Source organism: Paenibacillus brevis (genome assembly GCF_018919145.1).
Classification (GTDB): Bacteria; Bacillota; Bacilli; order Paenibacillales; family Paenibacillaceae; genus Fontibacillus; species Fontibacillus brevis.
Genome location: NZ_JAHLQJ010000002.1, coordinates 52,472 through 78,176, shown reverse-complemented (window position 1 = coordinate 78,176; position 25,705 = coordinate 52,472). Strand labels below are relative to the sequence as shown.

Genomic DNA, 25,705 nt, shown 5'->3' with positions numbered 1-25,705 from the left:
TCTTCCTCCGTCATCCGTCAGAAGCTACTCTCCTAAGATCATGCGAATTGCTTGCGCAACCCCGTCCTCATCGTTCGTGCCTGTCACGGCATCAGCAGCCTGCTTCACTGCCTCCTGCGCATTGCCCATAGCGATACCGAGCCCTGCGGAACGAATCATCTCCAGATCATTCAAGCTGTCTCCGCAGGCGGCGACCTCCTCCATTCGGATATCCAGGAGTCTGCAGACCTCCCGGAGTCCGCTGGCTTTGTTGATGCCGCTCGGATTGATCTCCAGATTGCGGGGACTGGAGTTGGTCACTTCAAAATGTCCCATTGCTTCCAGCCGTCCCCGAAGCTCTGGCAGCAGATTCAGATCATCACAATGAATCCCGAATTTAAGCCAAGGATCACCGGACGGGCGGTCAATCCTATCCGGCCAATCCCTTGTAGTAAACACCTGGTTCACGGTGTAAGCCCAGTAGCGGCAGTCTGTGTTCCTAGCGATCCTATGCAGCTCTTCCACCCACTCATCCGTCAGGATATGGCGTACCAGCAGCGAACCCGGTGAGGTCCACACCTCGCTTCCATTCACCGAAACCAACGGCGATTCCAATCCAAGTTGCTTCACATATTGCTCAATACTTTGTACTTCCCGACCTGTGGCGAACATTACCACAATACCGCTGTCGATAGCACGGTGTATCCACTCGCAATTCTCCCTTGATATTTCATGATCCCGGTTCAACACGGTTCCATCCATATCCAGTGCGAGCAGCTTATATTTTGACACTAAATTCTCTCCCTACATTTTGATCTCCATATGTGTAATTTGAGAATCGCTCTTGGCGGCAAGCGCCGACAGCTGCTTCCTCAAATCAGGGGCCTTGTTGGATAATACGAAATGAATACGCACTGCGCCTTCTTCAAGCATATCCATCTTGAACGATTTCACCCGGATTCCTTCATCCCGGAAATAATTCAAAAACATCCCGGGATCACCGTCACGGTCAACCGTGACGGTGTAAGATGTCGTTTTACTTGACGGGAGGAGCCATTGCTCCACCCGCTGCAATACGAATAAGCTGATGAGTACACATACAAAGGTAAGTATGGCTCCAAAATAAAATCCGGCCCCGATACTAATCCCCATAGCGGCGACAACCCATAAAGAGGCCGCCGTCGTGAGGCCAGATATTTTATTGCCATTCCGAAGAATCGTACCTGCCCCCAGGAATCCAATACCGCTGATGATTTGAGCCGTCAGCCGTGCCGGATCCATGCGCACATTCGGTTCATTGGCGAACTGGCCGAAGCCGTAAGTCGATATCAAGGTGATCAACGTCGAACCGAGACAGACCAGAATGTGCGTGCGAAACCCCGCATGATGCTGGCCACGTTCTCGCTCCAGGCCGACCACACCGCCAACAAACAGGGAAATGCCGATACGGATGGCGATCTCAAGGTTGTCAATGTGCCATATCGCGGGATTTGCGGTCATTCCAATTCCCCTTCCCTAGACAAGACGCCCGTGTCCTTCAAACGGATAATCAATCGCGATCCGCCCCGCCTGGCTATCTCCAATGCCGCTGTACAGGTCGCACTTGCCGTCCGGACGCATCACGATCCCCGAAGTGAAGGCACAGTCCACCAAATGAGGCGTCTTGGCAGGCCCGGCCGGATAACAAGGCCGGCTGCCGATCAGCTGAATATCCGTCGACTCGCGCGTAGCAGGATCGAAGACGAAGGACATGTTCAGGTATACTTTCACCTCGCCTCCGTTCTCATCCTTATCCCGGTAACAAATGTGGCCGATTATACCAATTTTGCCGCTGTCGAGCAGGTAGGCCTGATTAACCCCTCCCCATTCGCCTTCACCGAAAATACCATGAATGTATGGCGCATTCTCGATGACATCGGCGGTCAATTCTTCCAGCCGGTCGATGACCGTGAAGCCGATCATCGACTCGCTTCCGTATTTCCCCTTTGTCTCCGGCCCGCGCGGGCGCGAGAAGACACCGATCTTGCCGTCCGCGAGCTGAACGAGACGAATATCCTTCATCTTGTTGGGGCCGCTCGTGAAGTAGTACAGATTATGAAGATCGGTTCCCCGGAAAAAGTAGCCGAAATAGGTGCTCACTCTTCCCCCTTGATACTGCACATGGGTACCGCCCAATACGAGTTCATTGCCAATCTCGCTGATATACGGATCCTCCAGCGTATAGACCATGCTACCCTCTACCAGGGTCCAATCATCCTGTCCTGTCTCTTCGAATAAGCGGACCCAGGAACGGGCCCATTCTTCGCGGCGTTCCACACGTCCGAACAAGTAGCGCTTGCCATCCCGGACGAACGGGATCGAGATGTTGTAGACATCGAATCCGTCCACGCCATGAAACTTTAAAGTCGCACTCTCATAAATTTTCTTCTTGTCTTCAAACTGAATTCTTTGTTGTTGTAAAGTCAACCTCTCCACCCCTATTCGATATTTTTCTTATACTTTTATTTCGCTTGGGAAGCTTGATATTCTTCGAATTGACGCTGGTATTCGGCAACGACTTTGTCCAGACCCGCTTTCTTCATCTTCTCAAGCGCGGCAGGGAAAGCCTTATCATATTCCTGAACACCCATATAGATTGGAGTGATGCTTGCTGCTGCTTCCGACACAATATTGGTATACTCTGCTCTTACATCGGTCGGATCGAATACAAAGTTCGCCGCAACACTGTTCACCGCGTTCGAATTAGGCTCGAACAGGACCTTGTTGTTATCCGGAATGCTGTTCTCTAGGTCAAACCGCATAAGGTTTACGTTGCCGTTTTGCGAGTCAGAGCCTTTGTATCCAGGCTTGTTATTGTTATCCGGATCGTTGATTGCCTTAAAGCCCTTGTCGCCATCCTTGGTATAATGCTTGCCCTCGATACCGTATTGAACCAGGTCATAGTTCTCTTGGCTGGCCAGTATCCAGTCCATGAATTTCACCGCTGCCTCCGGGTGCTTGCTGTTCACAGGAACCGCGTTACCGTTCTTGAAGGTAAGCGGACGCAGGTATTCCTTCTCGGGATTGAACCATACCACACCGATATCATCGACGGTAGCTTCCGGATTGTTCTTCTGCAGCGAACCCAGGTTACCGCCGGTGCCAAAGTTCACGAACCATTCGCCACTATCAAGCTGTGCCTTTACTTGCTCTTGCTTCATGACCAGAATGTCAGGGTTAGTAATGCCTTTGGTATACATTTCGCGCATGAATGCCGCATCCTTCTTGAACTCCTCGGTCTCGATCCAGGACTTGACTTCACCCTTCTGATTCACGTAGAAGAATTTATCCTTTACTGTGAACGGGAACGTATCATAAGTCCGGTGCAAAATGGATGTATGCAGAGAAACCGGATCGAAGTCGGCACGGGTACTGTAATACGGCTTGTTGCTGCCTTTCCAGTTCTTCATGACGATCTCCCATGCGCTGATCAGCTCTTCCGGAGTCTTCGGCTCCTCCAGATTGTTCTGGCGAAGAACGTCGCGGCGGATGTTAAACTCGCCTTCACTCGCCATTTCTACCCAATAGGATGGTACCGCATAGTACTTGCCGTCAATTTTGGCTCCATCGAAAATATCGTCCGGAATGTACTTCTTCAAATTCTCGCCGTACTTGTCAATCGCATCTGTGATATCGGCCAATGCGCCTCGATTATAGTAACTGGAGAACGGAGTACGGTCCTGCATGATATGAAACAGGTCGAAGTCTTCACCGGTGGACAGCATCAGGTTCAGCTTCTGATCCCACGCATCACTTGGAATGTAGATCTTCTCTACCTCAACGCCCACGCCGTCCGCAGCCAGCTTCTCGTTCACTTTCCGGAACACTTCTTCGTAGTCTTTCTGCTCGGTGCCGGGAACGACGTATTTGATTTTGACCGTCTCAGCCGGCTTGTCGGTATTCTCCGATTGCGCGGAGGAAGAGTTGCCTCCCTTATCCGCAGTGTTGCCTGAATTAGAATCCTTGCCGCCGCAGCCCATCAATGTTGATAGGACGAGCACCGCAACTAATAGAAATGCATAACGCTTTTTCATAAAAAATATTGACCTCCTCATGTAGTTCTTTATTTATATAAACCCCGAAGGGGATATATCAGCCTTTGACCGAACCGATAACCAGACCTTTCACGAAGTACTTCTGCAAATAGGGATAGAGGAAGATGATCGGCCCGATCGTCACGATCGCCGTCGCCATCTTGACCGATTCCGAAGGAAGCGTGATATCGCCCGCTCCTGCCAGCATCGTCATCTCGTTCAGCATGCTGATCTCAGATTTTAATTGCAGAAGCATAAATTGCAGCGGATATAAATCCTTGCTGTCGATCAGCATGATCGCATTCCACCAGTTATTCCAGTAATCCAGTCCGTAGAAGAGCGCAATCGTGGCGAGCACGGGCTTACAGAGCGGAAGGTAGATTCGGAACGCGATCGTAATATCGTTCGCTCCGTCGATCGTCGCTGATTCCCGCAGCGAGTCCGGCACGCCGTTCATGAAATTGCGTACTAGGAAGAGATTAAACGGACTGAACAGCAACGATGGGATAATTAAAGCAAGAATGTTGTTGGTCAATCCGAGCGAGCGGTTCATTAGATACCATGGAACAATCCCGGCAGAGAAGATCATTGTAATAAAGAAATAGAGCGCCAGTAAATTGCGGTATTTCACGGTTTTGTTCGCCAGTGTATATCCAGCCATGGAAGTTACCAAAATCGCCAGTACGGTGCCGACAATCGTGACGAAAATGGAAATCGTATAGCTCTGCATGACCTGGGAGCCGCCCGTAAAAATCAGCTTATAGGCATACAGGGAAAATTTTTCGGGAAAAAGGCTGTAGCCGTTCTTCAATATGGCATCCTCGTCCGTGATCGAGATCATTAGGACCAACAGCATCGGAAGCAGGCACAATGCCGAATAAATCGTGACCATAACATACATGACCGTCTTGCTGAGGGAAAACTTCTTCATTTCTATTCCTCCTAAAACCTTCCTTCGGCAGGCCGCAGCCCGTGCCGGATTTTAATACAAAGCGCCGTCTTTGAAAAACTTGCGGGTAATGGCATTCGTGCCGAAGACGAGAATGAACCCCACGACGGACTGGAATAGCCCCACGGCCATCGCTTCGGAAGGATCGCCGATCTGACGCAAAGAACGAAATACATAAGTGTCGATAATATCGGTGGTCGAGTACAGAGTGCCATTATCGCCGACCAGCGCGTAGATCATGCCGAAATCGCCATACATGATTTTACCGATGGAGAGCAGAGACAAAATAACTACGGTAGGCATCATCAAAGGAATCGTAATGCGCAAGCACATCTGCCACCGGTTGGCTCCGTCAATCTCGGCCGCCTCGTACAAAGTCTCATCGATCCCGGTAATCGTAGCCAGATAAATTACGGCGCTCATCCCCGCTCCCTTCCACACATGCATCATGGTCAGAATAGCCGGCCATACCTTTGCTTCGGTATACCAATTGACCGAGGAGATTCCGAGCTGGTTCAACATTTTGTTCACGATCCCCATATCCATGGAGAAGAATGCGTACAGCACATAGCTGATTACGATCCAGGAGATAAAGTTCGGGAACAGCATGACCGATTGGCTGATCTTGACGAACAGCTTCTTGCGAAGCTCGTTCAGTACGAGCGAAATGACCAGCGCCATCAGCGTGCCAAAAATAATAAAGAGCAGATTCAGAAATATTGTATTGAAGGTGACCGTGAATGCTTTATTGGAGCGAAAGAAGAACTCGAAGTTCTTCCATCCTACCCATTCGCTGTGGAATATCCCCTTCGTATAGTTGAATCGTTGAAAAGCAATAATCATATACGGATAGGTCATGTATCCGAAGATAAAGGTATAGACCATCGCAGGCAGAACCAGCAGATATGACGTGCCGTTTCTTCGGATATCGGACAGCATGCCGAATCCTCGTTGCCGTTTCTTTTCCAATTTCTTATCCTCCCATGCAGTTAGCATTTCTCGATTACGCGTTGCCTGGTTTAAACTGTACTCCACAGCGGAGATGCTGCCTATTTTGAATACCGGATATCGCTTCCACGATCCGGATAAAGGGCTTTCAAAATCAATGGCCCGCTTTTAATATTTAGTTAACTCCCCGGCAAATACGGGATTTCCGCAACCAGCTGAACCGGAAAGTGATCGGAAGGGCACCGTCCGTTTTCGTGATAACCGTTGATTTCAATGGAACTTAAGACCGTGCAGTTCCGCTGAAAGATCCAATCGATATGCTCCAGATTTCGAGTGTTTTCAAAATTGTTATACGTGCCGTCATTGGTATAGCTGTGTCCCAAGGCAGCCCAGGTATCCTGGAATCCCGCCAGTTCAATCTGCCTGAAGAGCGGGCTGGTCTCCTCCATGTTGAAGTCTCCTCCAAGAAATACAGAGGCTTGGGAGCAATCCACATGGCGTTCCATGCGCTCCAGCAAGATATTGACGCCTTGTGCACGGGCCTCTTCAGTCAATCCCAAATGAGTATTAAAGTAATACAGCGGGGCTCCTGCCGGCTGAATTGACTCGAACTTGGCCCAGGTGCAGATTCTCGGATATTTCGATTCGTGTTCACTGAAGCTCCCCGGCAAGTCCGGGGTATTACTGAGCCAGAACTGGCCCCATTTAGCTGCCTGGAATTTGTCCGAGCGGTACAAGATATTGTTGTACTCGTCTTCCGCATTGCCAAAGCGCGATAAGCCTACTGTTTTGTACGGGGCACGAAGCCCGTCCAGAATATCTTGAATTTGGTTGGCATATCCTTCCTGCATCCCCAACAGGTCGGGTTCGAAAGATTCGATAGCCCGAATCACGAGAGACCGCCGGTTCACCCAGGCAATATCACCTGTGCCTGTCCGGTTTCTGATATTGAAGGTCATCATTTTGATTTGTTGTGAAGTTGTTTCCGTTTGTTCTGTCTCCATCTGCTCCACTCTCCTTCTGAACGGCATCTCTCCGCCGCTTCACTTCGGCAGGTGATGTCTGCTTTTAGCGTAGTCAGCTAATCTTGTTATTGTCTATTTTGAAATCTGAGGAACCCTTTCATAATGTGATGCAGGGCTTCCAAATATCCGAACTGACTTTCATTTTTTGTGAAACAGAGTACCTTTTTGACCGGATATGCCCTATAGTGAAGAGGCTACATTAGCTGCATTGGGGGGGAATTCTTCATGCGGACCACCATGAATCGGCTTGTTCGATATAAGGCGTTCCAAAAACTTACAATCTCATATTTCCTTCTCATTCTTCTCACGGTGAGCCTGCTGTCCAGCGTTCTCTTCTACCTCTTCTCCCGAAGCGCCGTGAAGGAAATCGACCGCAATTCCAGAGCAATGTTATCCCAAATCACTTATGCCTCTGACGTGGTCTACAATCAAGTCACGACGATCAGCGATGCACTCCTCACCCAACCGGAGATCATCTCGTTCCTGAATGACTCAAAAGAAGACAAGACAAGCAACTATCATGTCTTTCAACAGCTGTCCCAGTTTAAAAGCGGGTATCCTTACATTTACAGCATTGGAATCTATCGTCCGTCGACGAAGACAACGATTGATACAGCCGGCCTTCCGTTTGACTCCTCACTCTACGCCATCAGTGCAGAGAAATATATGGAGTTCTATCCGCGGGGCCTGATCGCTCCTGACCGCAATCAGACGCCCTTGCAGTTGCTGACCTTTTTGCTGTACCCGGATTTTTCGTTCCGGACCACCGATAACCCGCTCATCTACATCAATGTGGAAGAGCAGTCGATCCTTACCACGATCCGCAAGATCAGTAAAGCGGATGCCGCCAACAATGTCTTTGTCATTAATAACGAAGGCAAGGTGATCTCCCATACCGACGTCAATCTGTTCCTGGAGGACTTGTCCGACGAAAAGTATGTACAGCATATTCTGGATCAGGATGATGCAGAGAACAGCTTTACGGTAAATATTCATAATAAAAAGCATCTGATCACCTATGTGAAGTCGGAGGAAATGGACTGGTATTTTGTAAGCGTTACCCCATACTCCGGGCTTATCTCCAATATTGACCAGCTCCGTAACGTGACGCTGCTTGTGACGGCCGGAATCGTGCTGGCAGGTCTTCTGATCTCTATTTTCCTGACGAAAAATATTTATAAGCCGTTATCGACATTATTCGAAAAAATTATGCCAGACACAGATTCCCCTATCCCCACATCGCCGTTTATCGACGAGTATAAGATGATGGCCGAAGTATTCCATTCACTGGAAGAACGCGAGAGGTCGATGCAATTTGTCATTAACCGCTCCTCCCTGACGCTCCGGGAACATTATTTGCATTCCCTGCTTCGCAGTCATCCGCTCGACAACTCGGTGCCTGGCGAACTGATTCAACATATCGCCGAAAAGGTATCAGGGCCCTATTTCTGCGTGCTGGTATTTAAGATTGATCAGTTGAAGCTGACAACAGGAAAAGGGGATGCCGATCAGCAGCCTTTACTTCGCTTCGCTCTAGGCAATATTGCAAAAGAAATGCTGGAGCATATCGGAACCTGTGATTACCTGATTACAGGGGAGAATGAAGCCGTAGTGATCATGCAGTATCCCAAGAACGAGCTTCCGGAGGAGCTTAAGCCTGCCTTGCTCAACGTTCAGCACTTCCTGAACCATTACTTCAAAGTCACGGTATCGATCGGCGTAGGAGATGTAAGCTTTGGCAGAATAAATGTCCCTTCTTCCTACACTTCGGCTCAGCAGTATGTGAAGTATCGGTTGATATACGGGCAAGAATCCATCCTGGATGCTCAAGTCATCCGTCCGCATATGATGACTGTCTTGAGCTATCCCTCCGCTTGTGAAAAGAAGTTAATTGAAGCCGTACAATCCGGCAAGCCTGAGTCTATACAAGTGGCCCTTGAGCATTTCATTGAACAAATCTCCTCAGGCTCGATTAATCAGGTCATTACGTACAGCATTCAGCTGATGCTCTCTTTGCTCAAGCACTTTGAATATCTTCAGCATGTGCCGGACTCCAACTTCAACGAGTATCTGGATGCGATTAATGATATTGAGGTCGCCGAAAACTTAACGGAAATCAAAGATATATTTAACCGTTATTGTGCGAATATCTATATGCTGATTGAAGAGAAGAATCATTGGATGAATGCGCAGAAGCATAATATTGTCATTGAAAAGGTGCAGAATTACATTCAAGAACATTATGCCGAGCCCAGCCTTTCGCTGGAGATGGTCTCCAGTATCGCCGGTCTTTCACCCAGCTATCTTGGCAAGCTGTTCAAGAACGCTACCCAGCAATCGTTTAGCGAGTACCTGAACCATGTCCGCTTGGAGCAAGCGAAGATGCTGCTGGCATCCACTCAAGAGACTGCGGCAAAAATCAGTGAATCGGTAGGCATATATAACATTTCGTATTTCTCTACATTGTTTAAGAAGAAGTACGGCCTGTCCCCCTCCGCTTACCGGGAGCAGGTCGCAATGAGGTCAACGGACATGCGCGACAACAAGTAAGAAAGATATCGTTCAATAAAAAAGCAGGCGGCCTGGTCGGGTCGACTGCTTTCCTGTTTATTCCCGCCTTCAAGCTTATCAATATAGCACCTGCTTAATATAATCGCCGCATATCGAAAGCGCTTACCTGAATTTGAAAGCTCTTAATTAATATATGAAAGAGGAAACCTATTTTTAAAATAGACGCTTCATAAAGCGCTATCTATGATGAAGGAGTACTGCGATAACAAAGGGGGGATATGCTCACGGAAAGCTATCGCTCAAAGAGGAATAAGGAACGAGGAGGGCTTAATGTGAAAAGGAAGGCAGTAAAGGCAGTATCTTATATGCTTTTGATTGGGATGATGGTTCCGATGTTCTCCGGCATGGGTATAAGGGGTGCAAGCGCGCAAACGAACGATGACAAACTGAAGATCATCAGCTTTAATGTGATGACAAGTTCGACCGAAACGATTGAACGGGAACAAGACGGGAAGACCCGGGGAGAAATGCTCACGGCTCTGATTGATGGGAAGCAGCCCGATTCCATGGGTCTGAATGAAGTTACGCCGGAATGGCTGGACTATCTTCAGAGAAGCGTACTCACTTACGGGTATCAGAACGGAGCTAAATATGCAATCACAGGCAATAAGGCAGAAGACGGTACTACAGATTTAACAAGCGGCTACAACGAGTATTCACCCATTCTCTACAGAAGCGATCTATATGATGTAGAAAAAACCGGAGGGTACTGGTTCTCGGAGACTCCCAACGATAAAACCTCCAAATATACGGATATTCTGGATGCCCAAGGCGGAGTTCTGTATAAAGGGATGTCCAGGCCCCGCGTCATGTCATACGCGGTTTTTAAACTCAAGGGTACAAATGAAATCGCATACATCCATGTCAATTCCCATTATGACCACCAAACCTCGGACTATATCCAACGGCTTTGCTCCATTCAGGTCAAAAAAACGGCGGATGAGCTGGTCTCCCAATATCATGCGCCTGTCGTCTTGACGGGAGATATTAACGCCACGGAGAAATCGGAGGGCTACAACTATCTTGCAAGTGGGGAAAACGGTTATCTGAATGCCAAATATGTGACCCATGACTATTCGACGCTTCCCAGTTCAGCGGGCTTCGGCAATAACTACAATGAGGGAGCCAAAGACGTTATTGACCATATCTTCGTCTCGGCAGGCAATATCGGTGTCTATAAGCATGACATTATCAGGAATGAGTATCTTTCCGATCACTCTGCCGTATACGCGGAATTATCGCTGAACCAAATGCCGAAATTAGACGCTATTGAAGTAAATCATATAGCTGTGGCGGGGCTTTCAGGAAATCGCTTTTCCTATGAACTGTTCTTGTCTGAAAACGATCTGTCCCTGAACGTGAACCACAATGTTGGGTATACGGTTACCGCTCGTATCAACGAAGGTCCGAATCAGGATTTTACCGGACCCGGGGGACAAAGCACATTCCATTTCGATATCACAAAGGCGGATAATTCCGTACTTATTTACGTAGCGGATGCCGCCGGGCGCATGACAGCCTACACCTTAAGAATCTATCAAGAATCCGGGGAAGCAAATCCGGTAATTTCAGAGATTTTTCCTAATGCAAGTCCGGGATATAAATACTTTGAAGTCACAAATCTTGGCACAAAGTCCATGTCCACGGATGAATACGCGTTCCTCTGGGGAAATATCGGAGAGGATACTGCCCAGGGAGATGCTGCCGTTAATTGGGAAGGGCGGCTGGAATTATCCGAAAACAGAATCATCAAGCCTGGCGCATCCGTAATTTTTTGGTTTACGTATAATACGGATGGGGTGTTCTCCCATGAGCCGACCGTTGCAGACTTTAATGCGCACTATTATACCGGCCTTACAGCAGATGACATCATTATTTTCGGCACATCGCAAGCCTTTAAGGGGTACTCCGTCTCCGATACAGATCCGGATAAGACAGTAGCCTTCATCATGGGAGCGAATAAAGACCGGGGAATGCGTATTGCTTATGCAAAGGATAACCAGGGACAATCTTATGGGTGGACGAAAAAATCTACAAATTCTTCGTTTAACGGTCCGACTGCCTCGGTCTCCTCCTACAAATCCATCTCTACAAAAGATTTGACATCAAACCAGTTGTTCAAATTCAAATATGTAGAAGGCCAGACGATTGCTGCCGCATCTGACCTCATAGACGCCCTTTATGCATCGCCCGGCGTATACGATAAGAAAATTGGCAACGAACCTAAGGATGCATACGCGAGAATTGAAGCAGGTGAATATGACACCTATCATCTTGTGCATGCGGAAGGCGATCATATGGATAATTTGGGCGGTTCTCTCGCCGGGTCATGGGCATTTTATTCCAATGTCCAGTTCGGAGACAACGGGGCTGAATCGGCCACTTTCTCAGCCGCGGTAAAGGAAAGCAACGCAGCCGGCACCATCGAGATTTACATTGACGGCGATTCCAACGGCAGTCTGGCAGGCGCCAAAAAAATCGGTTCCCTAACCACAACACCGACGGCTGCCGATTGGAGTGTTTTTAAGGAATTTGATGTTGACTTCAGCGAACGGATCACAGGTACGCATCATGTCACCTTGCTGTTTAAGCCGAATGCAGGAAAGACGTATGTGGGGAATTTGGATTATTTCATATTCATTCCGTACGTGGCCAAAGCTGATCTGACAGAACTGACCGGGCTTACCTTCCTGCTGGACGGTGAACCGTTAACGGCAGATGCCCCATTGAATGCCGTCCAGGGGAAAACAGCCTACACCATGAGCGCGGAAGCAACCTACTTGCCGTCAAATGCCGATTTTTCAATCAAGTGGTCATCGTCTCGTCCTGATATTGCGGCCATAAATGAAACAACCGGCCTGATCAACGTGCTGAGATACGGAGACTTTTCTGTACAGGCTTCCGTATATTCAAACTATACGCTGTTCAATACCTACACGACACCGACCCTGTCTACCAACTATAAAGTGTCCGCTTTTAGCTATATAGAAGGAGAATGGGCTTCTGAGTTCACTCCCGGGAAGGACAAAACGCCTAATGCGAAGAAGGCTGCTGCAGCCGCTACGGGCATGTCCGGAAACTTGACCAATGGCTTTAATTATATAGGGGATGTGGTCGACAGTGGCAGCATGACCATTAACTCCGTCGATTTCGGGAATAACGGCATCCAAAGCTTCATGATGAACATGGCACTCAAGAGTTCAAACTGCGGAGGGACCGTCACCATCTATGCCGACACCGTTGATGATGCCCATAAAATCGGCCATCTCACCGCTACGGTTGCTGCGGATGCCCCTGACAACTATAATACTTATCTTCTGTATACAGGATTAATAGAGAAGTCTGTTACTGGCGTACATGATATCATTCTTACGTTTTCAACGGATAGAACGTATGTCGGAAATATCGACTACTTGATTTTCGAGGAAATGGAAGCGCCTTCCCAAGGCGAGGATACGGTAAAACCTGTGATTACCTTGCGGGGGCAAGATTTGGTGACCCTGGATGTAGGCTCCAAATATTCAGATGCCGGCGCTACTGCTATCGATGACCAGGATGGAGATATTACAGACTGGATCATCACCGCTTACAGCTGGAATGGGCTTCCTGCGGACGGAATCAGCACCGTGACGGAAGCTACCTACAAGGTCCATTACAATGTCATGGATCTGGCCGGAAATGCGGCCAACGAAGTCATACGGACAGTAATTGTTGGAACAGATGAAGAATTAGATACGGTGCAGCCGGTTATCACGCTCTTGGGCGATGTAACGGTATATGTGGCGAACGGCGCGGTATACGTGGATGCCGGAGCCGTTGCCTCAGATGACCGGGACGGAGATATTACGCATCATCTGATAACCACCGTTACTTTTGCCGACAAGCTGGTAGATGCCGTGAATACCGGGTTGGCCGGAGCCTACAAGGTTCATTATAATGTGCAGGATGCGGCGGGCAACGCGGCAGTGGAAGTCATCCGCACAGTCCATGTTGCCGCGCCCGTGAATCATCCGGGAGTTGAGGAAAGTCCGGACTTCTGGACCCCGTCGCTGCCTACTACACCAGTTCCTGTGCACCAACAGCCCGATGGGATCCAGCGGCTGGGCCAAGAGGATTTGAAGCCGGAAGGAACGGGAAGCTTCACTGTACAGTGGAGCAAGGAGAAGGAAACACTGCTCCTTCCGGCGAATGTGGTTGGCGCTATAGAAGAAAGCGGCACTCTGAAGCTGTTGAAGGAGCCGTTAACTCTTGAGCTCCGCGGGCAAACCCTTCGCAAGCTGCTGAAAGATGCCGGGGAAGGTGCACAGGAAGCACAAATCAGGATTACGGCTGTTGCCGCCGATCCCGGATTAATGGAGCAAGCTGTGGAGAAGGCAACCCTTCCGGGAGCCGTCCAATGGACAGCGGCCAGTGAGGCGTACAGCATTAAATTGGAGGCTATAGGCCAAAACGGCGATCCGTACGCCCAGGCCTCTGCATTGGAAAATGAGAAGGTTATGTTAACCATCATGACTGGTTACGATGCCGACTCCGAGTTGTTGGGCATATATGCGATCGGAACCGATGGGAAGCCCGTTTATGTGGGAGGCCAATGGAACGAGGGCAAGATTACCGCTGAAATCCCGCTGGGAGGACAATATGCGGTACTGGCATATGCCCGCAGTTTCGAGGATGTAAGTGACAATCACTGGGCCAAAGCCGTCATTGCACGGATGGCGGCAAAGCATGTCATCAATGGAATTGACGATACCAGATTTGAGCCTCAGCGGGCGCTCACCCGAGGCGAGTTCGCCGCCATGCTGGTGCGGTCGCTCGGGATGACCCCGGCTTCAGGCGGCAACGCGGCAACCCGGTTTGTTGACGTGCCGCAGGAAGCCTGGTATGCGGCAGCCGTGGAGGCCGCTGCACAGGCAGGCCTGATAACAGGCCGGAGCGGTAACGAATATGCTCCGGAAAGTACTTTAACCCGGCAGGAAATGGCCATCATGCTGGTCCGGGCCTATGAAATGAAAGCAGGCCGTCAGCTCCTGGTTCCAACGGAAAGCGAGTTCGACGATGCTGATCAAATCGATGCATGGGCCAAGGATGCTGTAGCTGCTGCCAGCGCGGCAGGATTGCTCCATGGCAGGGGCGGCGGACAATTTGCTGCTCAGGAACGGCTTACCCGCGCCGAAAGTGTCCAGGTGCTCTATAATTTGCTGAAAAGCCTAGATTAGAAGCACAACAAAAAAGCAGCTCCTCCGGTCAGACAACCGTTGGAGCTGCTTCCTTTCTATTTATCCCGTTACCTTTGTTCCGCTTATATCCGTTGTCGCTCCCTGCTCTCCTGAAGCTGGAGGCTGCACTCCTCCTTCACTTCCTCCCGCAGAGCCGCTTTGGCCCGGGCGTCCTTGACCTTGGCCTTGTCCCGGCATTTGTCCGCGGCCTTGGCCCATACCGCCGCCGAAGCCGCCGCCTGTCGTTACGCCGGATTCATTCACATAGGTTACGGATTCGCCAAGAGTGAAGCTGACCATTTCTGTATCGCCGGTAAAGAAGCTGTAGGTCTCACCGGATTTCAGCTCAGATGTCGAGATAATAATCGTCTGGAACGCCTTGACCGGCGCATAACTCGCCAGCGCATTGCCCGTGCTATCCTTCAAGGTGACAAGTGTTCCGGCCTCGAGCGCGCTTGGGAAGGTCATCATGACCGAGGCTTGGGCCGAGGATTCGGACGGCGCCTGCGCCATGCCCGCGCTGCCTGCCGCAATCAAGGTTCCACCTGTCATTTCAAATGTGCCGTCATAATCAAGACTGCCGTTACCGCTGTTCGTAGGTCCGTTCACAATCACTGTGCCGCCGGACATGGTGATCGAACCGTTGGCGTCCAGACCATCTCCGGCTGCATTTACCGTGATCATACCTCCGCTGATCGTCAGCTTCGCGCTGCCTGCGGCTCCAAAGCCACCGCCGCCCATTCCTCCTGATCCGCGCATGCTTCCGGCTTGTTGACCTGCGGCTTGCTGCGCAGCTGTCTCATCTGTTCCCCCTGCATCAGGCTGTTGACCTTGGGGCATATCAGCAGGCGGATCTTGCGACATATCTCCGGAAGGAACCGTCATGTCCTCACTTTCTGAGCCTTCTGTAGCATTAATACCGTCATCACTTGCTACGAGATTAATTTCACCGCCGGAGATTTGAATGTCCGCACCTTCGATACCTTCCACGCTTGCTGTAATTTCAATGACGCCATCGGAGATGATCACAGCCTGATCCGCATGAATCGCATCATCACCTGAAGCGATGTTCAGTTCTCCACCTGAGATGGCAATGTTGGTATTACTATGAACTGCATCATCCTTCGTATCCAGCTTGAATGTACCGGCTTGAATATAGAGATCTACGCCTGCCTTCAAGCCCTTTGCGCTGTCGGACTCGCTTTCCTCAGAGACAGTATCCGTCGCGGACTCTGTTGTCGCTGCGGAGGATTGTGTGGATGAATCCCTGCTCTGTCCGAAGCCGCCGCGCTGCATCGGATCACTTTCCTGCTTCTTCTCGGCCTTGGTGTTGCCTCCGCCGGTGACGATGTCGAAGTTGCCGCCGGTGACCAGCAAAGAGTTCTCTGCTTGAAGTCCATCGTTGACTGCGTTAATCTGGAAAGCTCCATCCTGAATAACAAGATAGCCCTTGTCCGTATCTGTGTTGGTTGTCTTCACACCGTCTCCCCCGGCTTCAACGGTAATGTCTCCGCCCTTGAATGCAGCCAGGTCCCGGCCTACGATACCATCATCGGCCGCCGTAATATCCAGTGTTCCGCTGACAACCTTGAGATCGTCCTTGCTAGTAATGCCGTCTTTATAATTAGCTGTTATCGTAAGCTTACCTGTACCATTAATCGTCAGATCGTCCTGACTGAACAGAGCAGCGGTCGGAGCATCCTCTTCCTCCGCGTTAGTATAGGCGGTTCCGTCAACAAGCGAGTTATCCGTTCCTTCAGCGAGTGTCAATACCGTCTTGTCTGCCTGCTTGGAATGAATCGCAGATCCGGAAGCATTGCTGATTTCAGCTCCATTCAGCACCAGATGAACCAGTTCATCCTTCCCTGCATCAACAACGACACTGCCTGACAGCTTGCCGCTGAACACATAGGTTCCCGCGGCAGAGATCGTAACGGTACTGCCATTAACCGAAGCACCTGCACCGCTCACCGAAGCGCTTGAGCCATTCAATGTAATCTGGGTGGAACTCTCCGCACTCCAGCTCGCATCGTCATCATATTCATCGTAGGTGACCAGTTCATCTGCTCGAAGCGAAGCCAGCTCTACGGCTGCTGCACCTGACGTTCCCGAAGCATTGGTAACCCCGGCCGTACCGGAAGAATTGGAGTTGCCTATAGTTGCAGCTGAATTCGCCGTTCCGCATCCGCTAGCTACTACCGCCGACAAGAGCAGCAAGGCTGCCAGCTTAATCGTATATTGTGTATTTTTCATGGTAAATCCCTTCTTTCATGAATTTTATTCTTGCGTGACAGGGTTCATCGTCAGTGTAATGTCCAGATTTCCATTCCGGGTGCGAATCGCGTCCAGGAATGCCTTCTGATTTGTCTCGGGATTCATCTCAACGGCATAGACAACTTCATACAGACTTCCCAGCTCGGTAGTTCTTACCTTTCTAAGCTCATGCCCTACTTGAAATGTGGTGAATACTTCTTCAAAAGCCTCTTCATAGCCCAGATTCTCGGGAATGGTGATTTTCAGCATCTTGGAAACCTGCTTTCTCTGCCCGAACTTCACAACCTTTAATACCAGCATCAATACACAGAGAACAATGGTGAAAAGAACCGCGTATCCATAGGCCCCAACCCCTGTAGCAAGGCCTGCTGCCATTGAGAACAACACGTAAGAGATATCCTTCGCATCGCCCGGTGCGCTGCGGAACCGAATGATCGAGAAAGCCCCTGCCAAGCTGAATGCTCTAGCCACGTTGCTGCCGATTAACAGGATAATGATTGCGACAATCGTCGGCAGGATTATCATTGTGAGCGTGAAGCTGTGAGAGTAAGCAGGCTGTGTCCTCATATAAGTCATGCTGATGATCGCGCCGAGCAGAACGGCTATGCCTAGAGTCAGCATCGCATATCCGAAGGTCAGCGTGGTTTCCGATGCTGTTGCAGCAAATATGGAGTCAATAAATGAATTCATAATGAGATTCTCTCCTTTTCAAATAAAGGTTGTTCCGTTGGTAAATGAATAGAAGAGGCAGCGTACGTGCTTCGAATGGACTTCTTGTATTCATTGCCGTATTTGGAGAAGCTCGTCCGGTACAATCCGTGCTCGGAGAGCATATGAGCCAGCCAGACCGGCACCGTCTTCTCGGCCTTGACCTCCATCAGCCACTGTCCGCGCTCCATCAGCTGCTCGCCGTAATCGCCGGCCTCCAGCTTAAGATCATGACGCCGGGAGCGAATATTCGTATCGAAGGTGATGCGCAGATCGCGGTTCCCTTTGCAAAACAAGGCGATCCGATCGTAAGCCAGATAAGTTGCCGGCTTGAGGTCATATCTGCTCAAAAAGTATTCGATCTCTGAAATGACCTGCTGGTTCATGCCTTTTCGGAACTCCGGAGCCGCTTTGGTACCGACAAAGTCATAGGCTTCGTCCAGCTTCAACGAGGTTCTTCGTTTGTTCACCAGGCCGAATACCTTCTTCTTCAATTCGAGGTACACCTTCGCATCGGCTTCAGGAACGCCGTAAGCCCGGATTCGCAGCTTCTCCCGATATTTCGGCTTGGAAAGGCTGTTGCGGATAAGGCTGTGATGCTCGGTGTCGTAGTACAGATTGCTGATGGTGTAAAATTTATCGTCCTTGTTGTGTTCATCGGGTTCCATATATTCCATCAGGTCATTGTAAATTTTATAGAAGGCCTTCGTATCCATGAGATACTTGTTCTCATAACGATTAAATACTTCAATCGCCATGCTTTTCAGCTCCTTTCGGTTGTGCGTTCTCTTGCTCATGTCTGTATCTTAAGGCCAGAACCTTTAACGAACCTTAAACTCCGAAAACATTTTTACGTTCCGTTAACAAACGTATAAGTTGAGCTGAAGTGAGGTCCTTTCACAACAGCGATCGTAAGAACCCGCTGCACCTTCTCCCGCTACACATTCAGTTCAACTTATATGGACCCCCATGCTATGATTAAGGTTGATTAAAGGTTTCCTTCCTATAATGGTTGTATAGCAGTAACATGCAACATGAATTTGAGACACCTTGATGTGAAGGAGCGTTCATCCTATGCGGATATTAATAGTAGAAGATGAAGTGAATCTGGCGGAGGCACTAGTACAAATTTTGCGGAAAAATAATTACTCCGTTGACGCCGTTCATGACGGCAAGGAAGGATTGGATTTTGCGTTGAGCGGGATTTATGATCTGCTGCTGCTCGACATTATGCTGCCCGGGATGGATGGCATCAGCATATTAAAGGAGTTGCGCTCCGGGGGGATGGCCACTCCGGTGATCATGCTGACCGCCAAGGGAGAGACCGATGACAAGATTGCCGGGCTGGACTATGGAGCCGATGATTACGTCGCCAAGCCATTCTCCACTGGCGAACTGCTGGCCCGGATTCGTGCGGCACTGCGGCGCAAGGGCGAGGTCGTTCCGGAGGACACACTGAAATTCGGGGATATTGAACTGAATACTTCGACCCTCAAGCTGAGCTGCCAAGGCAAGGAGCTGAAGCTGATCTTGAAGGAAAGCGAGCTGTTGGAGCTGCTCCTGACGAGAAAACAGGCCGTCACCTCCAAGGAGCAGATCATTGAGAAGCTCTGGGGCTTTGATTCCGAAGCAGAGCATAATAATGTGGAGGTCTATATCTCCTTCCTGCGCAAAAAGCTGACCTTCCTGAATGCCTCGGTCCGGATCAGCACAATCCGTGGTGTCGGCTACGTATTGGAGGCGAGCTCCTGATGTTCAAAAGACTTCGCAACCGGTTCCTCTTGATGAACATGGTGATCATCTCCATTATCATGATCGTGGCCTTTTTAACAATCTACATCATCACCAATCAGAACGTTCACCGTGATATTAATATGAAGCTGCAGCAGGTCTCCGAGTTCTATCATAAAAATGGAGAAGGCCGTCCCAATGGGATGGGACCGCTTGATGAAATTCCCGAGACGGCGCCGGAAGAGGGAATCCAGGGCAAGGCTGAAGCTCCGTTCGATAGCCCGGGCGGCCCGCGAGGAAATAAAGGGCTAACCCAGGCGCCAGAGCTATCCGTCTCCTTCGCACTAATGACGGATAAAGACGGAAATCTTCTGGAGACAGACTCCCGCTTCGATATGGACGATGAGTTCTACAATGAAGCTCTGGCGCAGGCCACGACCAGCTCTTCCCGGGAGGGAGAGTTCACTCTGGATGGAACCCGCTGGGCTTACAGCATCCAGAACACCCCCGCCGGAGAGATGATTGTCTATCTCGATGTCACCGCTCAGCTTCGGATTATGACCACGCTGATCTACACCTTCTCCATCGTTGCGCTGGGGATGCTGATGGTCATCTATGTGACAAGCCGATATTTCGCGAACCGTTCGATCGCCCCGGTTCGGGAAGCCTTTGAGAAGCAAAAGCGATTTATCGCCGATGCCTCCCATGAGCTCAAGACACCGCTCGCTGTTATTAATACGAATGCCGACGTGCTGCTTGCGGCGGGCGACGAGACCATCGATTCCCAGGCCAAATGGCTTCATCATATCAAGTCGGAGACCGAGCGGATGAAGACGCTGACCAATGATCTGCTCTACCTCACCCAGATGGATGATGCCGTGGAGCATGTTATGTATGTACCGTTCGACTTGAGTGAAGCCGTCGAAAGTGTCATTCTGACGATGGAAGCCGTCATTTTCGAGAAGGATCTGAATTTCAGCTATGAGATTGAGCCCGGGCTGAAGCTGACCGGCAGCAGTGAACAAATGAAGCAAGTAATCATGATTCTGCTTGATAATGCCATTAAGTACACGAATCCGAAGGGTAACATTCAGCTGGAGCTGAAGAAGCATCATAACCATCTTCGGCTCACGGTGAGCAATACCGGAGAGGGGATTGCCCCCGAGCATGTCGGCAGAATCTTCGATCGTTTCTATCGCGCCGATGCTTCCCGTACCCGGAAGAGCGGCGGCTACGGACTAGGCCTGGCCATTGCCAAATCAATCGTGGAGCAGCATAAAGGGAAAATCGAAGTGAAGAGCGTCCCTCAGGAAACGACGAGCTTCTACGTTCAATTAGGTTAACAATACAGCACAACGAAAAGGGGTTGTCCCCGGGCTGCTATGACCCTATGGACAATCCCTTTTTCATTCGGAAATCTGGCGCGGCGCAACTTCGCCTCAAGTTCCGCAGTAAGTACGATAGGCGCAATCCTGCGCCGGCAGCTCCGTATACGGCTCTTGCTCAGCCGAATACGCATACGGATTGCGCAGGGCAGCGAGCAGCCGATGCAGCGGGGCAAGCTCGCCCTGCTCTGCTGCATCCAGCGCCTCCTCGACCCGGTGGTTGCGCGGAATGACTGCCGGATTGCTGCGCTTCATCAGCTCGCGGGCTTGCTCCGTTGATTCCGGCTGCCGGCCAAGCCGTTCCTGCCAGCGGCTCAGCCACTCCCCATACCCTTCCGCATCGGCGATCTGGAGCCGGGAAGACTCCGGATCGCCCAGCGTCAGCAGCCGGAAGGTATGGGTGTAGTCCGCCCGCGCTGTCTCCATGATCCGAAGCAATCCGCTCACCAGCTTCTCATCCTCCGGCACGGGATGGAACAAGCCCAGCTTGCGTGACATGCCCGCAAGCCAGTGCTGCTGGTACAAATCGGAGAAGGCAGCGAGTGCCTGCTCGGCGAGCGCCACGGCACGTTCCTGATCCTTATGCAGCAGCGGCAGCAACGCCTCAGCCAACCGGGCCAGATTCCAGACGGCAATCGCAGGCTGATTGCCGTAAGCATAGCGCCCTTGGGAATCAATCGAGCTAAAGACGGTCGCCGGGTCGTAAGTGTCCATAAAGGCGCATGGACCATAGTCAATCGTCTCCCCGCTGATCGTCATGTTGTCCGTATTCATGACACCATGCACAAACCCGACCAGCTGCCAGCTCGCAATCAGACTGGCCTGACGGGAGATGACCCCATTAAGCAAGGCTAGATAAGGCTGGTCAGTCCCTCTCAAGTCGGGATCATGGCGCTCAACCGCATAGTCGGCCAGCGCCCGCACCTCCTCCGGCGAGCCCTTGGCAGCGGCGAACTGGAACGTACCCACCCGAAGATGGCTGGCAGCCACCCGGGTCAGCACCGCACCCGGCAGCTCCCGCTCCCGCTGAATTGGCTGACCTGTAGTGACTACCGCCAGACTCCGGGTCGTCGGAATGCCCAGACCATGCATGGCCTCGCTAATCACGTATTCCCGCAGCATTGGGCCAAGTGCAGCGCGCCCGTCGCCGGAACGGGAATACGGCGTTCTCCCTGAGCCTTTTAGCTGAATATCCATCAGCTTGCCCTCCGGCGTTCGCTGCTCTCCAAGAAGCAATGCCCTGCCGTCCCCCAGCATGGTAAAGTACCCGAACTGATGGCCGGCATAGGCCTGCGCCAACGGTCTGGAGCCGGGCAGCGTCCGACATCCGGACAGCAGCCCGATTCCCTCCGGGCTGCGCAGCTCCTCGATCCGCAGCCCCAGCCCTTCTGCCAGCGCATCATTCAATAGAACGAGCTGGGGCGCGCGGACAGGCTCCGGCTCCTGCCGAGTATAGAAGATTGACGGCAGCCCGGCATAGCTATGCTCCAGCCGCCAGCCCGCAAATCCCGGTACGCCAGTCTGACCGCTCATCTCCACCGACCTCCTTTGCCGTATGGAACAGACAGCTTACAGGTCAACAATGCGGTTCAATTCCGTATCGCTCTTGTGCCCGGTCATCTTGGCAAACAGCCGTTTGACGACTTTGATCAAGTTGCCTGTCTCCCAATATTCCGCTGTCTCCGCCTGAACCTTAATGAGAACCAGGTTTGGATCATCACTGGTTGTATCAAGCAGCTTCTCATAAGCGACGTTCCATAATTCTTTGATTTTGGTCCGGTCATCCACCAGCTTCGCCTTCCCGCGGATAGACACATAAGATTTGCCTACATAAGCCACGTTCACATCGGGATGATCCTTAAGCTCATCAAATTTACTGGTGTCCTTCATCGTAAGGAACCACAAGTCTCCGTCAAATTCTACTTCTTGCGTCTTCATCGGACGGGAGACCAGACCCTCGCTGGTTACCGTCGTCAGCATCGCGGTGTCGATTCCCTTGATTAATTTACGTACTGTCTCAATCGCTTCCTGATGCTCTGTTGCTGAAGTTGTCATGATTCATTCACCTCATACCGTTATTTTAAAGAGATCTCGCACTTTAATACTCGTTACACCCGGTATTGTAAACAAAATACGGCTCCTCTAATCTTCTGCCGCTCTTTTTACATTCATTTAATACAAAGCATACTTACACATGGTATAACTGGAACAATGAGACTATAGGAGGATTGGCGGGTTATGAAGCTAACCAAAGAGGAGAAATCCTGGATCTTGTACGATTGCGGTAATTCAGCCTATTCGATGGCCGTTACAACCGCACTTCTGCCGATCGTCTTCGGTATGTTCGACAATGTAAGCAGCAGTATGGATTTGGGGTATTTCAATTCAATTGCCAGCATTCTGATTGCCGTGCTTAGTCCGATTCTAGGCACAATTGCCGATTATAAGGATATGAAGAAGCGTTTCTTTATCTTCTTTGCGGCTATCGGCATTCTTGCAACCGCCTCCCTGGCCTTCATTGCACCGGAAAGCGGACAGTGGCAGATACTCATCTTGTTCTATATCTTATCAGCAGTTGGCTTCGCCGGGGCGAATGTGTTCTATGATTCCTTTCTCGTCGACGTGACGAAGGATGAACGAATGGACAAGGTCTCCAGCCGAGGGTTTGCCTACGGATATATCTCCAGTGTAATTCCCTTTGGCATTAGCCTGCTCCTGATTCTGATACTGGGCATGGATAAAGCCATCGGCTATCAGATTGGCTTCATGATTACCGCACTGTGGTGGGGTTTGCTGACGATGCCGCTTATCCGGGATGTACGGCAAAGGCATTATATCGATCCGGAACCAAAGCCTGTTATTAACAGCTTCCGGCGCTTAGCCGGCACCTTTCGGAATATTCGCCAGCACCGGGCCGTATTTGTATTCTTGCTGGCTTACTTCTTCTATATTGACGGCGTAGACACCATCATCAAAATGGTTGTGCCTTATGCTACTTCCGTATTGGGCTCCGATGCGCTGGATACCTTCTCTTTGCTCGGCATTCTTTTAATTATCCAGATCATTGCCTTTCCTTGCGCTATTCTTTACGGCAATTTGGCCAAAACCTATTCCGCCCGAACGATGATTATCGTCGGAATATTCACCTATATCGTTTCCTGTATCGCCGCTTACTTCATCTCCTCGATCTGGCATGTATTCGCGTTAGGAGCATTAATCGGGTCCGCGCAGGGCGGTATTCAGGCGCTGAGCAGGTCCTATTTTGCCAAAATCATACCTAAAGAGAACTCTAATGAATTTTTCGGGTTTTACAATATTTTCGGAAAATTCGCAGCCATTATCGGTCCGGCTCTGATGTCGCTGGCAACGACCTTGACCGGCAATGCAAATGTCAGTGTACTGGCGATTATTCCATTGTTCGTCATCGGATTCTTCATATTCCTAACTTTGCCTAAAGGAGTAAATCTATGAGCTCCATATCGGCTTCACCGGCCATCGCGAAGCACCTGATCGTCATCTCCTATGATGCTTTCTCTGAGGATAACTGGGAGATGGCTCGCCGTCTGCCGAATTTATCCAAGCTAATTGAACGCGGTGCATTTACGCATCAACTGCAAAGTGTTTATCCCACGCTAACCTATGTAGTGCACAGCACTACTGCTACCGGCGTATATCCGGATAAGCACGGCATCCATCACAACAATCCGTTTCAGCCCTTTGTCAAGGAAGAGGAGCAGAGCTGGTTCTGGTTTCGGGAGGCCATCAAGGTCCCTACCATTTATGATGCCGCTCGGGAGCATTCCTTAAGCACAGCAAGCATTTTATGGCCGGTATCCGGCAAATCCTCTATCAAGTACAATATCCCCGAGATTAGAGCGATCGGGAAGGAGAACCAGGCGCTGAAGGTGCTGAAGAGCGGAAGTCCGCTCTACTGCCTTGAGATGGAAATGAAGCACGGCCGGATCAGACAGGGAATTGAACAGCCTTATCTGGATGATTTCACGACCCGATGTGCGGTGGACACGATCAAGCGGAAGAAGCCTAACCTGCTTATGCTGCATTTGATTGATCTGGATGATGCCAAGCATGCCCATGGAACGGACAGCGAAGAGGTAAAGCAGGTCATCCTGCGGATGGATCATAGAATCGGGCAAATGATGCAGGCCGTTGAAGAAGCAGGCATTCAGCAGGATACCGTGATAGCCGTGCTTGGTGATCATGGACAATTTAATGTCAGATACAAGGTGCATCTGAACAATCTTTTGCAGGAGCGAGGCCTGATCTATGAGCAGAATGGGGAAATGATGTGGAGAGCTTATTTCCAGTGCGGCGGCGGATCCGCCTACCTGCATATTCAGCCGGGAGATGAAGAGGCCGCAGCCTTGGCTCTGGACACGATCCGGATAGTTATGCGGAACCCTGCCTTCGGCATAGAGCAGCTCTACACGGAGGAAGAATTGACCCGGATACACGCAAGCCGAGCGGCAAGCGCAATGCTGGAGGCCAGACGCAATTATGCCTTCGACGAGGCTCTGGATCGGCCAACGATTGTCGACCTGCAGCAGCACGGCGTCAAGTATGCAACGCACGGCTACGCTCCGGACAAGGAAGGATACCGCTGTAATGCGGTCTTCTCCGGGAATCCGGTGAAGTCTGGCTACAGGATCGGAGATATCCATATGGTAGACATTGCTCCTACGATGGCCAGAATATTGGGAATTCCGTTTGGCCCTTGTGATGGAAGAGCCCTGGACGAAATTTTCACCTGTCACTCGGACTAGTTGCCATAACAGATACTGCCCGGATGGGATTTTTAACTACACATCCTTCAGATGAATGGTCTGGA

At 50.5% G+C, this 25,705-nt stretch carries 18 protein-coding genes; 6 read left to right on the top strand and 12 right to left on the bottom strand.

Annotated features, from left to right (window positions below):
• Window positions 1-24: 24 nt before the first annotated feature.
• The 7 genes from KQJ23_RS02595 to KQJ23_RS02565 all read right to left on the bottom strand — a co-directional run bounded on the left by KQJ23_RS02595 (window position 25) and on the right by KQJ23_RS02565 (window position 6,953).
• The gene (locus KQJ23_RS02595; protein ID WP_346779333.1) at window positions 25-771 is read right to left on the bottom strand and encodes a Cof-type HAD-IIB family hydrolase; all 747 of its coding nucleotides are present in this window, start codon (window positions 769-771) and stop codon (window positions 25-27) included.
• 12 nt (window positions 772-783) lie between these two features.
• Window positions 784-1,479 (bottom strand): MgtC/SapB family protein, encoded by a 696-nt coding sequence (locus tag KQJ23_RS02590; RefSeq protein ID WP_216477126.1) that lies wholly within the window; start codon window positions 1,477-1,479, stop codon window positions 784-786.
• A gap of 15 nt (window positions 1,480-1,494) precedes the next feature.
• The gene (locus KQJ23_RS02585) at window positions 1,495-2,454 is read right to left on the bottom strand and encodes an MTP-1 family protein (RefSeq protein ID WP_346779332.1); all 960 of its coding nucleotides are present in this window, start codon (window positions 2,452-2,454) and stop codon (window positions 1,495-1,497) included.
• A 26-nt stretch (window positions 2,455-2,480) separates the two neighbouring features.
• Window positions 2,481-4,052 (bottom strand): extracellular solute-binding protein, encoded by a 1,572-nt coding sequence (locus KQJ23_RS02580; RefSeq protein ID WP_216477124.1) that lies wholly within the window; start codon window positions 4,050-4,052, stop codon window positions 2,481-2,483.
• Between the two features lie 58 nt (window positions 4,053-4,110).
• Window positions 4,111-4,983 (bottom strand): carbohydrate ABC transporter permease, encoded by an 873-nt coding sequence (locus tag KQJ23_RS02575; RefSeq protein WP_216477123.1) that lies wholly within the window; start codon window positions 4,981-4,983, stop codon window positions 4,111-4,113.
• A gap of 51 nt (window positions 4,984-5,034) precedes the next feature.
• Window positions 5,035-5,970, bottom strand: coding sequence for an ABC transporter permease (locus KQJ23_RS02570; protein WP_249529456.1), 936 nt, complete (start codon window positions 5,968-5,970; stop codon window positions 5,035-5,037).
• Window positions 5,971-6,128: 158 nt separating this feature from the next.
• Window positions 6,129-6,953, bottom strand: a complete 825-nt coding sequence (locus tag KQJ23_RS02565) for an endonuclease/exonuclease/phosphatase family protein (RefSeq protein ID WP_216477121.1) — start codon at window positions 6,951-6,953, stop codon at window positions 6,129-6,131.
• 246 nt (window positions 6,954-7,199) lie between these two features.
• Between KQJ23_RS02565 and KQJ23_RS02560 the strand changes: the two genes are divergently transcribed.
• A complete protein-coding gene (locus KQJ23_RS02560) occupies window positions 7,200-9,524 on the top strand; it encodes a helix-turn-helix domain-containing protein (protein ID WP_216477120.1) in 2,325 nt (774 codons plus the stop codon).
• A 293-nt stretch (window positions 9,525-9,817) separates the two neighbouring features.
• Window positions 9,818-14,761 (top strand): S-layer homology domain-containing protein, encoded by a 4,944-nt coding sequence (locus KQJ23_RS24060; RefSeq protein ID WP_216477119.1) that lies wholly within the window; start codon window positions 9,818-9,820, stop codon window positions 14,759-14,761.
• Window positions 14,762-14,821: 60 nt separating this feature from the next.
• Here KQJ23_RS24060 and KQJ23_RS02550 read toward each other — a convergent pair whose 3' ends face one another.
• Genes KQJ23_RS02550 through KQJ23_RS02540 form a run of 3 tightly spaced genes read right to left on the bottom strand, consistent with a single transcriptional unit; the run spans window position 14,822 to window position 18,501 of the window.
• Complete coding sequence (locus KQJ23_RS02550) at window positions 14,822-17,014, bottom strand: carbohydrate-binding domain-containing protein (protein ID WP_216477118.1); 2,193 nt, start codon at window positions 17,012-17,014, stop codon at window positions 14,822-14,824.
• A 24-nt stretch (window positions 17,015-17,038) separates the two neighbouring features.
• Complete coding sequence (locus KQJ23_RS02545; protein WP_216477117.1) at window positions 17,039-17,725, bottom strand: DUF4956 domain-containing protein; 687 nt, start codon at window positions 17,723-17,725, stop codon at window positions 17,039-17,041.
• The gene (locus KQJ23_RS02540; protein WP_216477116.1) at window positions 17,722-18,501 is read right to left on the bottom strand and encodes a polyphosphate polymerase domain-containing protein; all 780 of its coding nucleotides are present in this window, start codon (window positions 18,499-18,501) and stop codon (window positions 17,722-17,724) included. The genes KQJ23_RS02545 and KQJ23_RS02540 overlap by 4 nt, the downstream gene beginning before the upstream one ends.
• Before the next feature lie 316 nt (window positions 18,502-18,817).
• Here KQJ23_RS02540 and KQJ23_RS02535 point away from each other — a divergent pair, with 316 nt between their 5' ends.
• Together KQJ23_RS02535 and KQJ23_RS02530 are read left to right on the top strand one after the other, a co-directional pair.
• Entirely contained in the window at window positions 18,818-19,495 is a 678-nt protein-coding gene (locus KQJ23_RS02535) for a response regulator transcription factor (protein WP_216477115.1), read from the top strand.
• Window positions 19,495-20,817, top strand: coding sequence for a sensor histidine kinase (locus tag KQJ23_RS02530; protein ID WP_216477114.1), 1,323 nt, complete (start codon window positions 19,495-19,497; stop codon window positions 20,815-20,817). The genes KQJ23_RS02535 and KQJ23_RS02530 overlap by 1 nt, the downstream gene beginning before the upstream one ends.
• A gap of 96 nt (window positions 20,818-20,913) precedes the next feature.
• Here KQJ23_RS02530 and KQJ23_RS02525 read toward each other — a convergent pair whose 3' ends face one another.
• On the bottom strand, window positions 20,914-22,392 hold the full coding sequence (locus KQJ23_RS02525) for a protein adenylyltransferase SelO (RefSeq protein WP_216477113.1): 1,479 nt from the start codon (window positions 22,390-22,392) through the stop codon (window positions 20,914-20,916).
• A gap of 36 nt (window positions 22,393-22,428) precedes the next feature.
• Entirely contained in the window at window positions 22,429-22,914 is a 486-nt protein-coding gene (locus KQJ23_RS02520) for a pyridoxamine 5'-phosphate oxidase family protein (protein WP_216477112.1), read from the bottom strand.
• Window positions 22,915-23,097: 183 nt separating this feature from the next.
• Here KQJ23_RS02520 and KQJ23_RS02515 point away from each other — a divergent pair, with 183 nt between their 5' ends.
• Together KQJ23_RS02515 and KQJ23_RS02510 are read left to right on the top strand one after the other, a co-directional pair.
• A complete protein-coding gene (locus tag KQJ23_RS02515) occupies window positions 23,098-24,330 on the top strand; it encodes an MFS transporter (protein ID WP_216477111.1) in 1,233 nt (410 codons plus the stop codon).
• Window positions 24,327-25,640 carry an alkaline phosphatase family protein gene (locus KQJ23_RS02510; protein WP_216477110.1) on the top strand — a complete coding sequence of 438 codons (1,314 nt, stop codon included), beginning with the start codon at window positions 24,327-24,329 and terminating at the stop codon, window positions 25,638-25,640. The genes KQJ23_RS02515 and KQJ23_RS02510 overlap by 4 nt, the downstream gene beginning before the upstream one ends.
• The last annotated feature ends 65 nt before the right edge of the window (window positions 25,641-25,705 follow it).

Bases quoted from the DNA above. Each gene is read 5' to 3' on its own strand.
- KQJ23_RS02590 (WP_216477126.1), bottom strand. From the start codon at position 1,479: ATGACCGCAAATCCCGCGATATGGCACATTGACAACCTTGAGATCGCC.
- KQJ23_RS02580 (WP_216477124.1), bottom strand. From the start codon at position 4,052: ATGAAAAAGCGTTATGCATTTCTATTAGTTGCGGTGCTCGTCCTATCA.
- KQJ23_RS02575 (WP_216477123.1), bottom strand. From the start codon at position 4,983: ATGAAGAAGTTTTCCCTCAGCAAGACGGTCATGTATGTTATGGTCACG.
- KQJ23_RS02565 (WP_216477121.1), bottom strand. From the start codon at position 6,953: ATGGAGACAGAACAAACGGAAACAACTTCACAACAAATCAAAATGATG.
- KQJ23_RS02560 (WP_216477120.1), top strand. From the start codon at position 7,200: ATGCGGACCACCATGAATCGGCTTGTTCGATATAAGGCGTTCCAAAAA.
- KQJ23_RS02550 (WP_216477118.1), bottom strand. From the start codon at position 17,014: ATGAAAAATACACAATATACGATTAAGCTGGCAGCCTTGCTGCTCTTG.
- KQJ23_RS02545 (WP_216477117.1), bottom strand. From the start codon at position 17,725: ATGAATTCATTTATTGACTCCATATTTGCTGCAACAGCATCGGAAACC.
- KQJ23_RS02540 (WP_216477116.1), bottom strand. From the start codon at position 18,501: ATGGCGATTGAAGTATTTAATCGTTATGAGAACAAGTATCTCATGGAT.
- KQJ23_RS02535 (WP_216477115.1), top strand. From the start codon at position 18,818: ATGCGGATATTAATAGTAGAAGATGAAGTGAATCTGGCGGAGGCACTA.
- KQJ23_RS02530 (WP_216477114.1), top strand. From the start codon at position 19,495: ATGTTCAAAAGACTTCGCAACCGGTTCCTCTTGATGAACATGGTGATC.
- KQJ23_RS02525 (WP_216477113.1), bottom strand. From the start codon at position 22,392: ATGAGCGGTCAGACTGGCGTACCGGGATTTGCGGGCTGGCGGCTGGAG.
- KQJ23_RS02520 (WP_216477112.1), bottom strand. From the start codon at position 22,914: ATGACAACTTCAGCAACAGAGCATCAGGAAGCGATTGAGACAGTACGT.
- KQJ23_RS02515 (WP_216477111.1), top strand. From the start codon at position 23,098: ATGAAGCTAACCAAAGAGGAGAAATCCTGGATCTTGTACGATTGCGGT.
- KQJ23_RS02510 (WP_216477110.1), top strand. From the start codon at position 24,327: ATGAGCTCCATATCGGCTTCACCGGCCATCGCGAAGCACCTGATCGTC.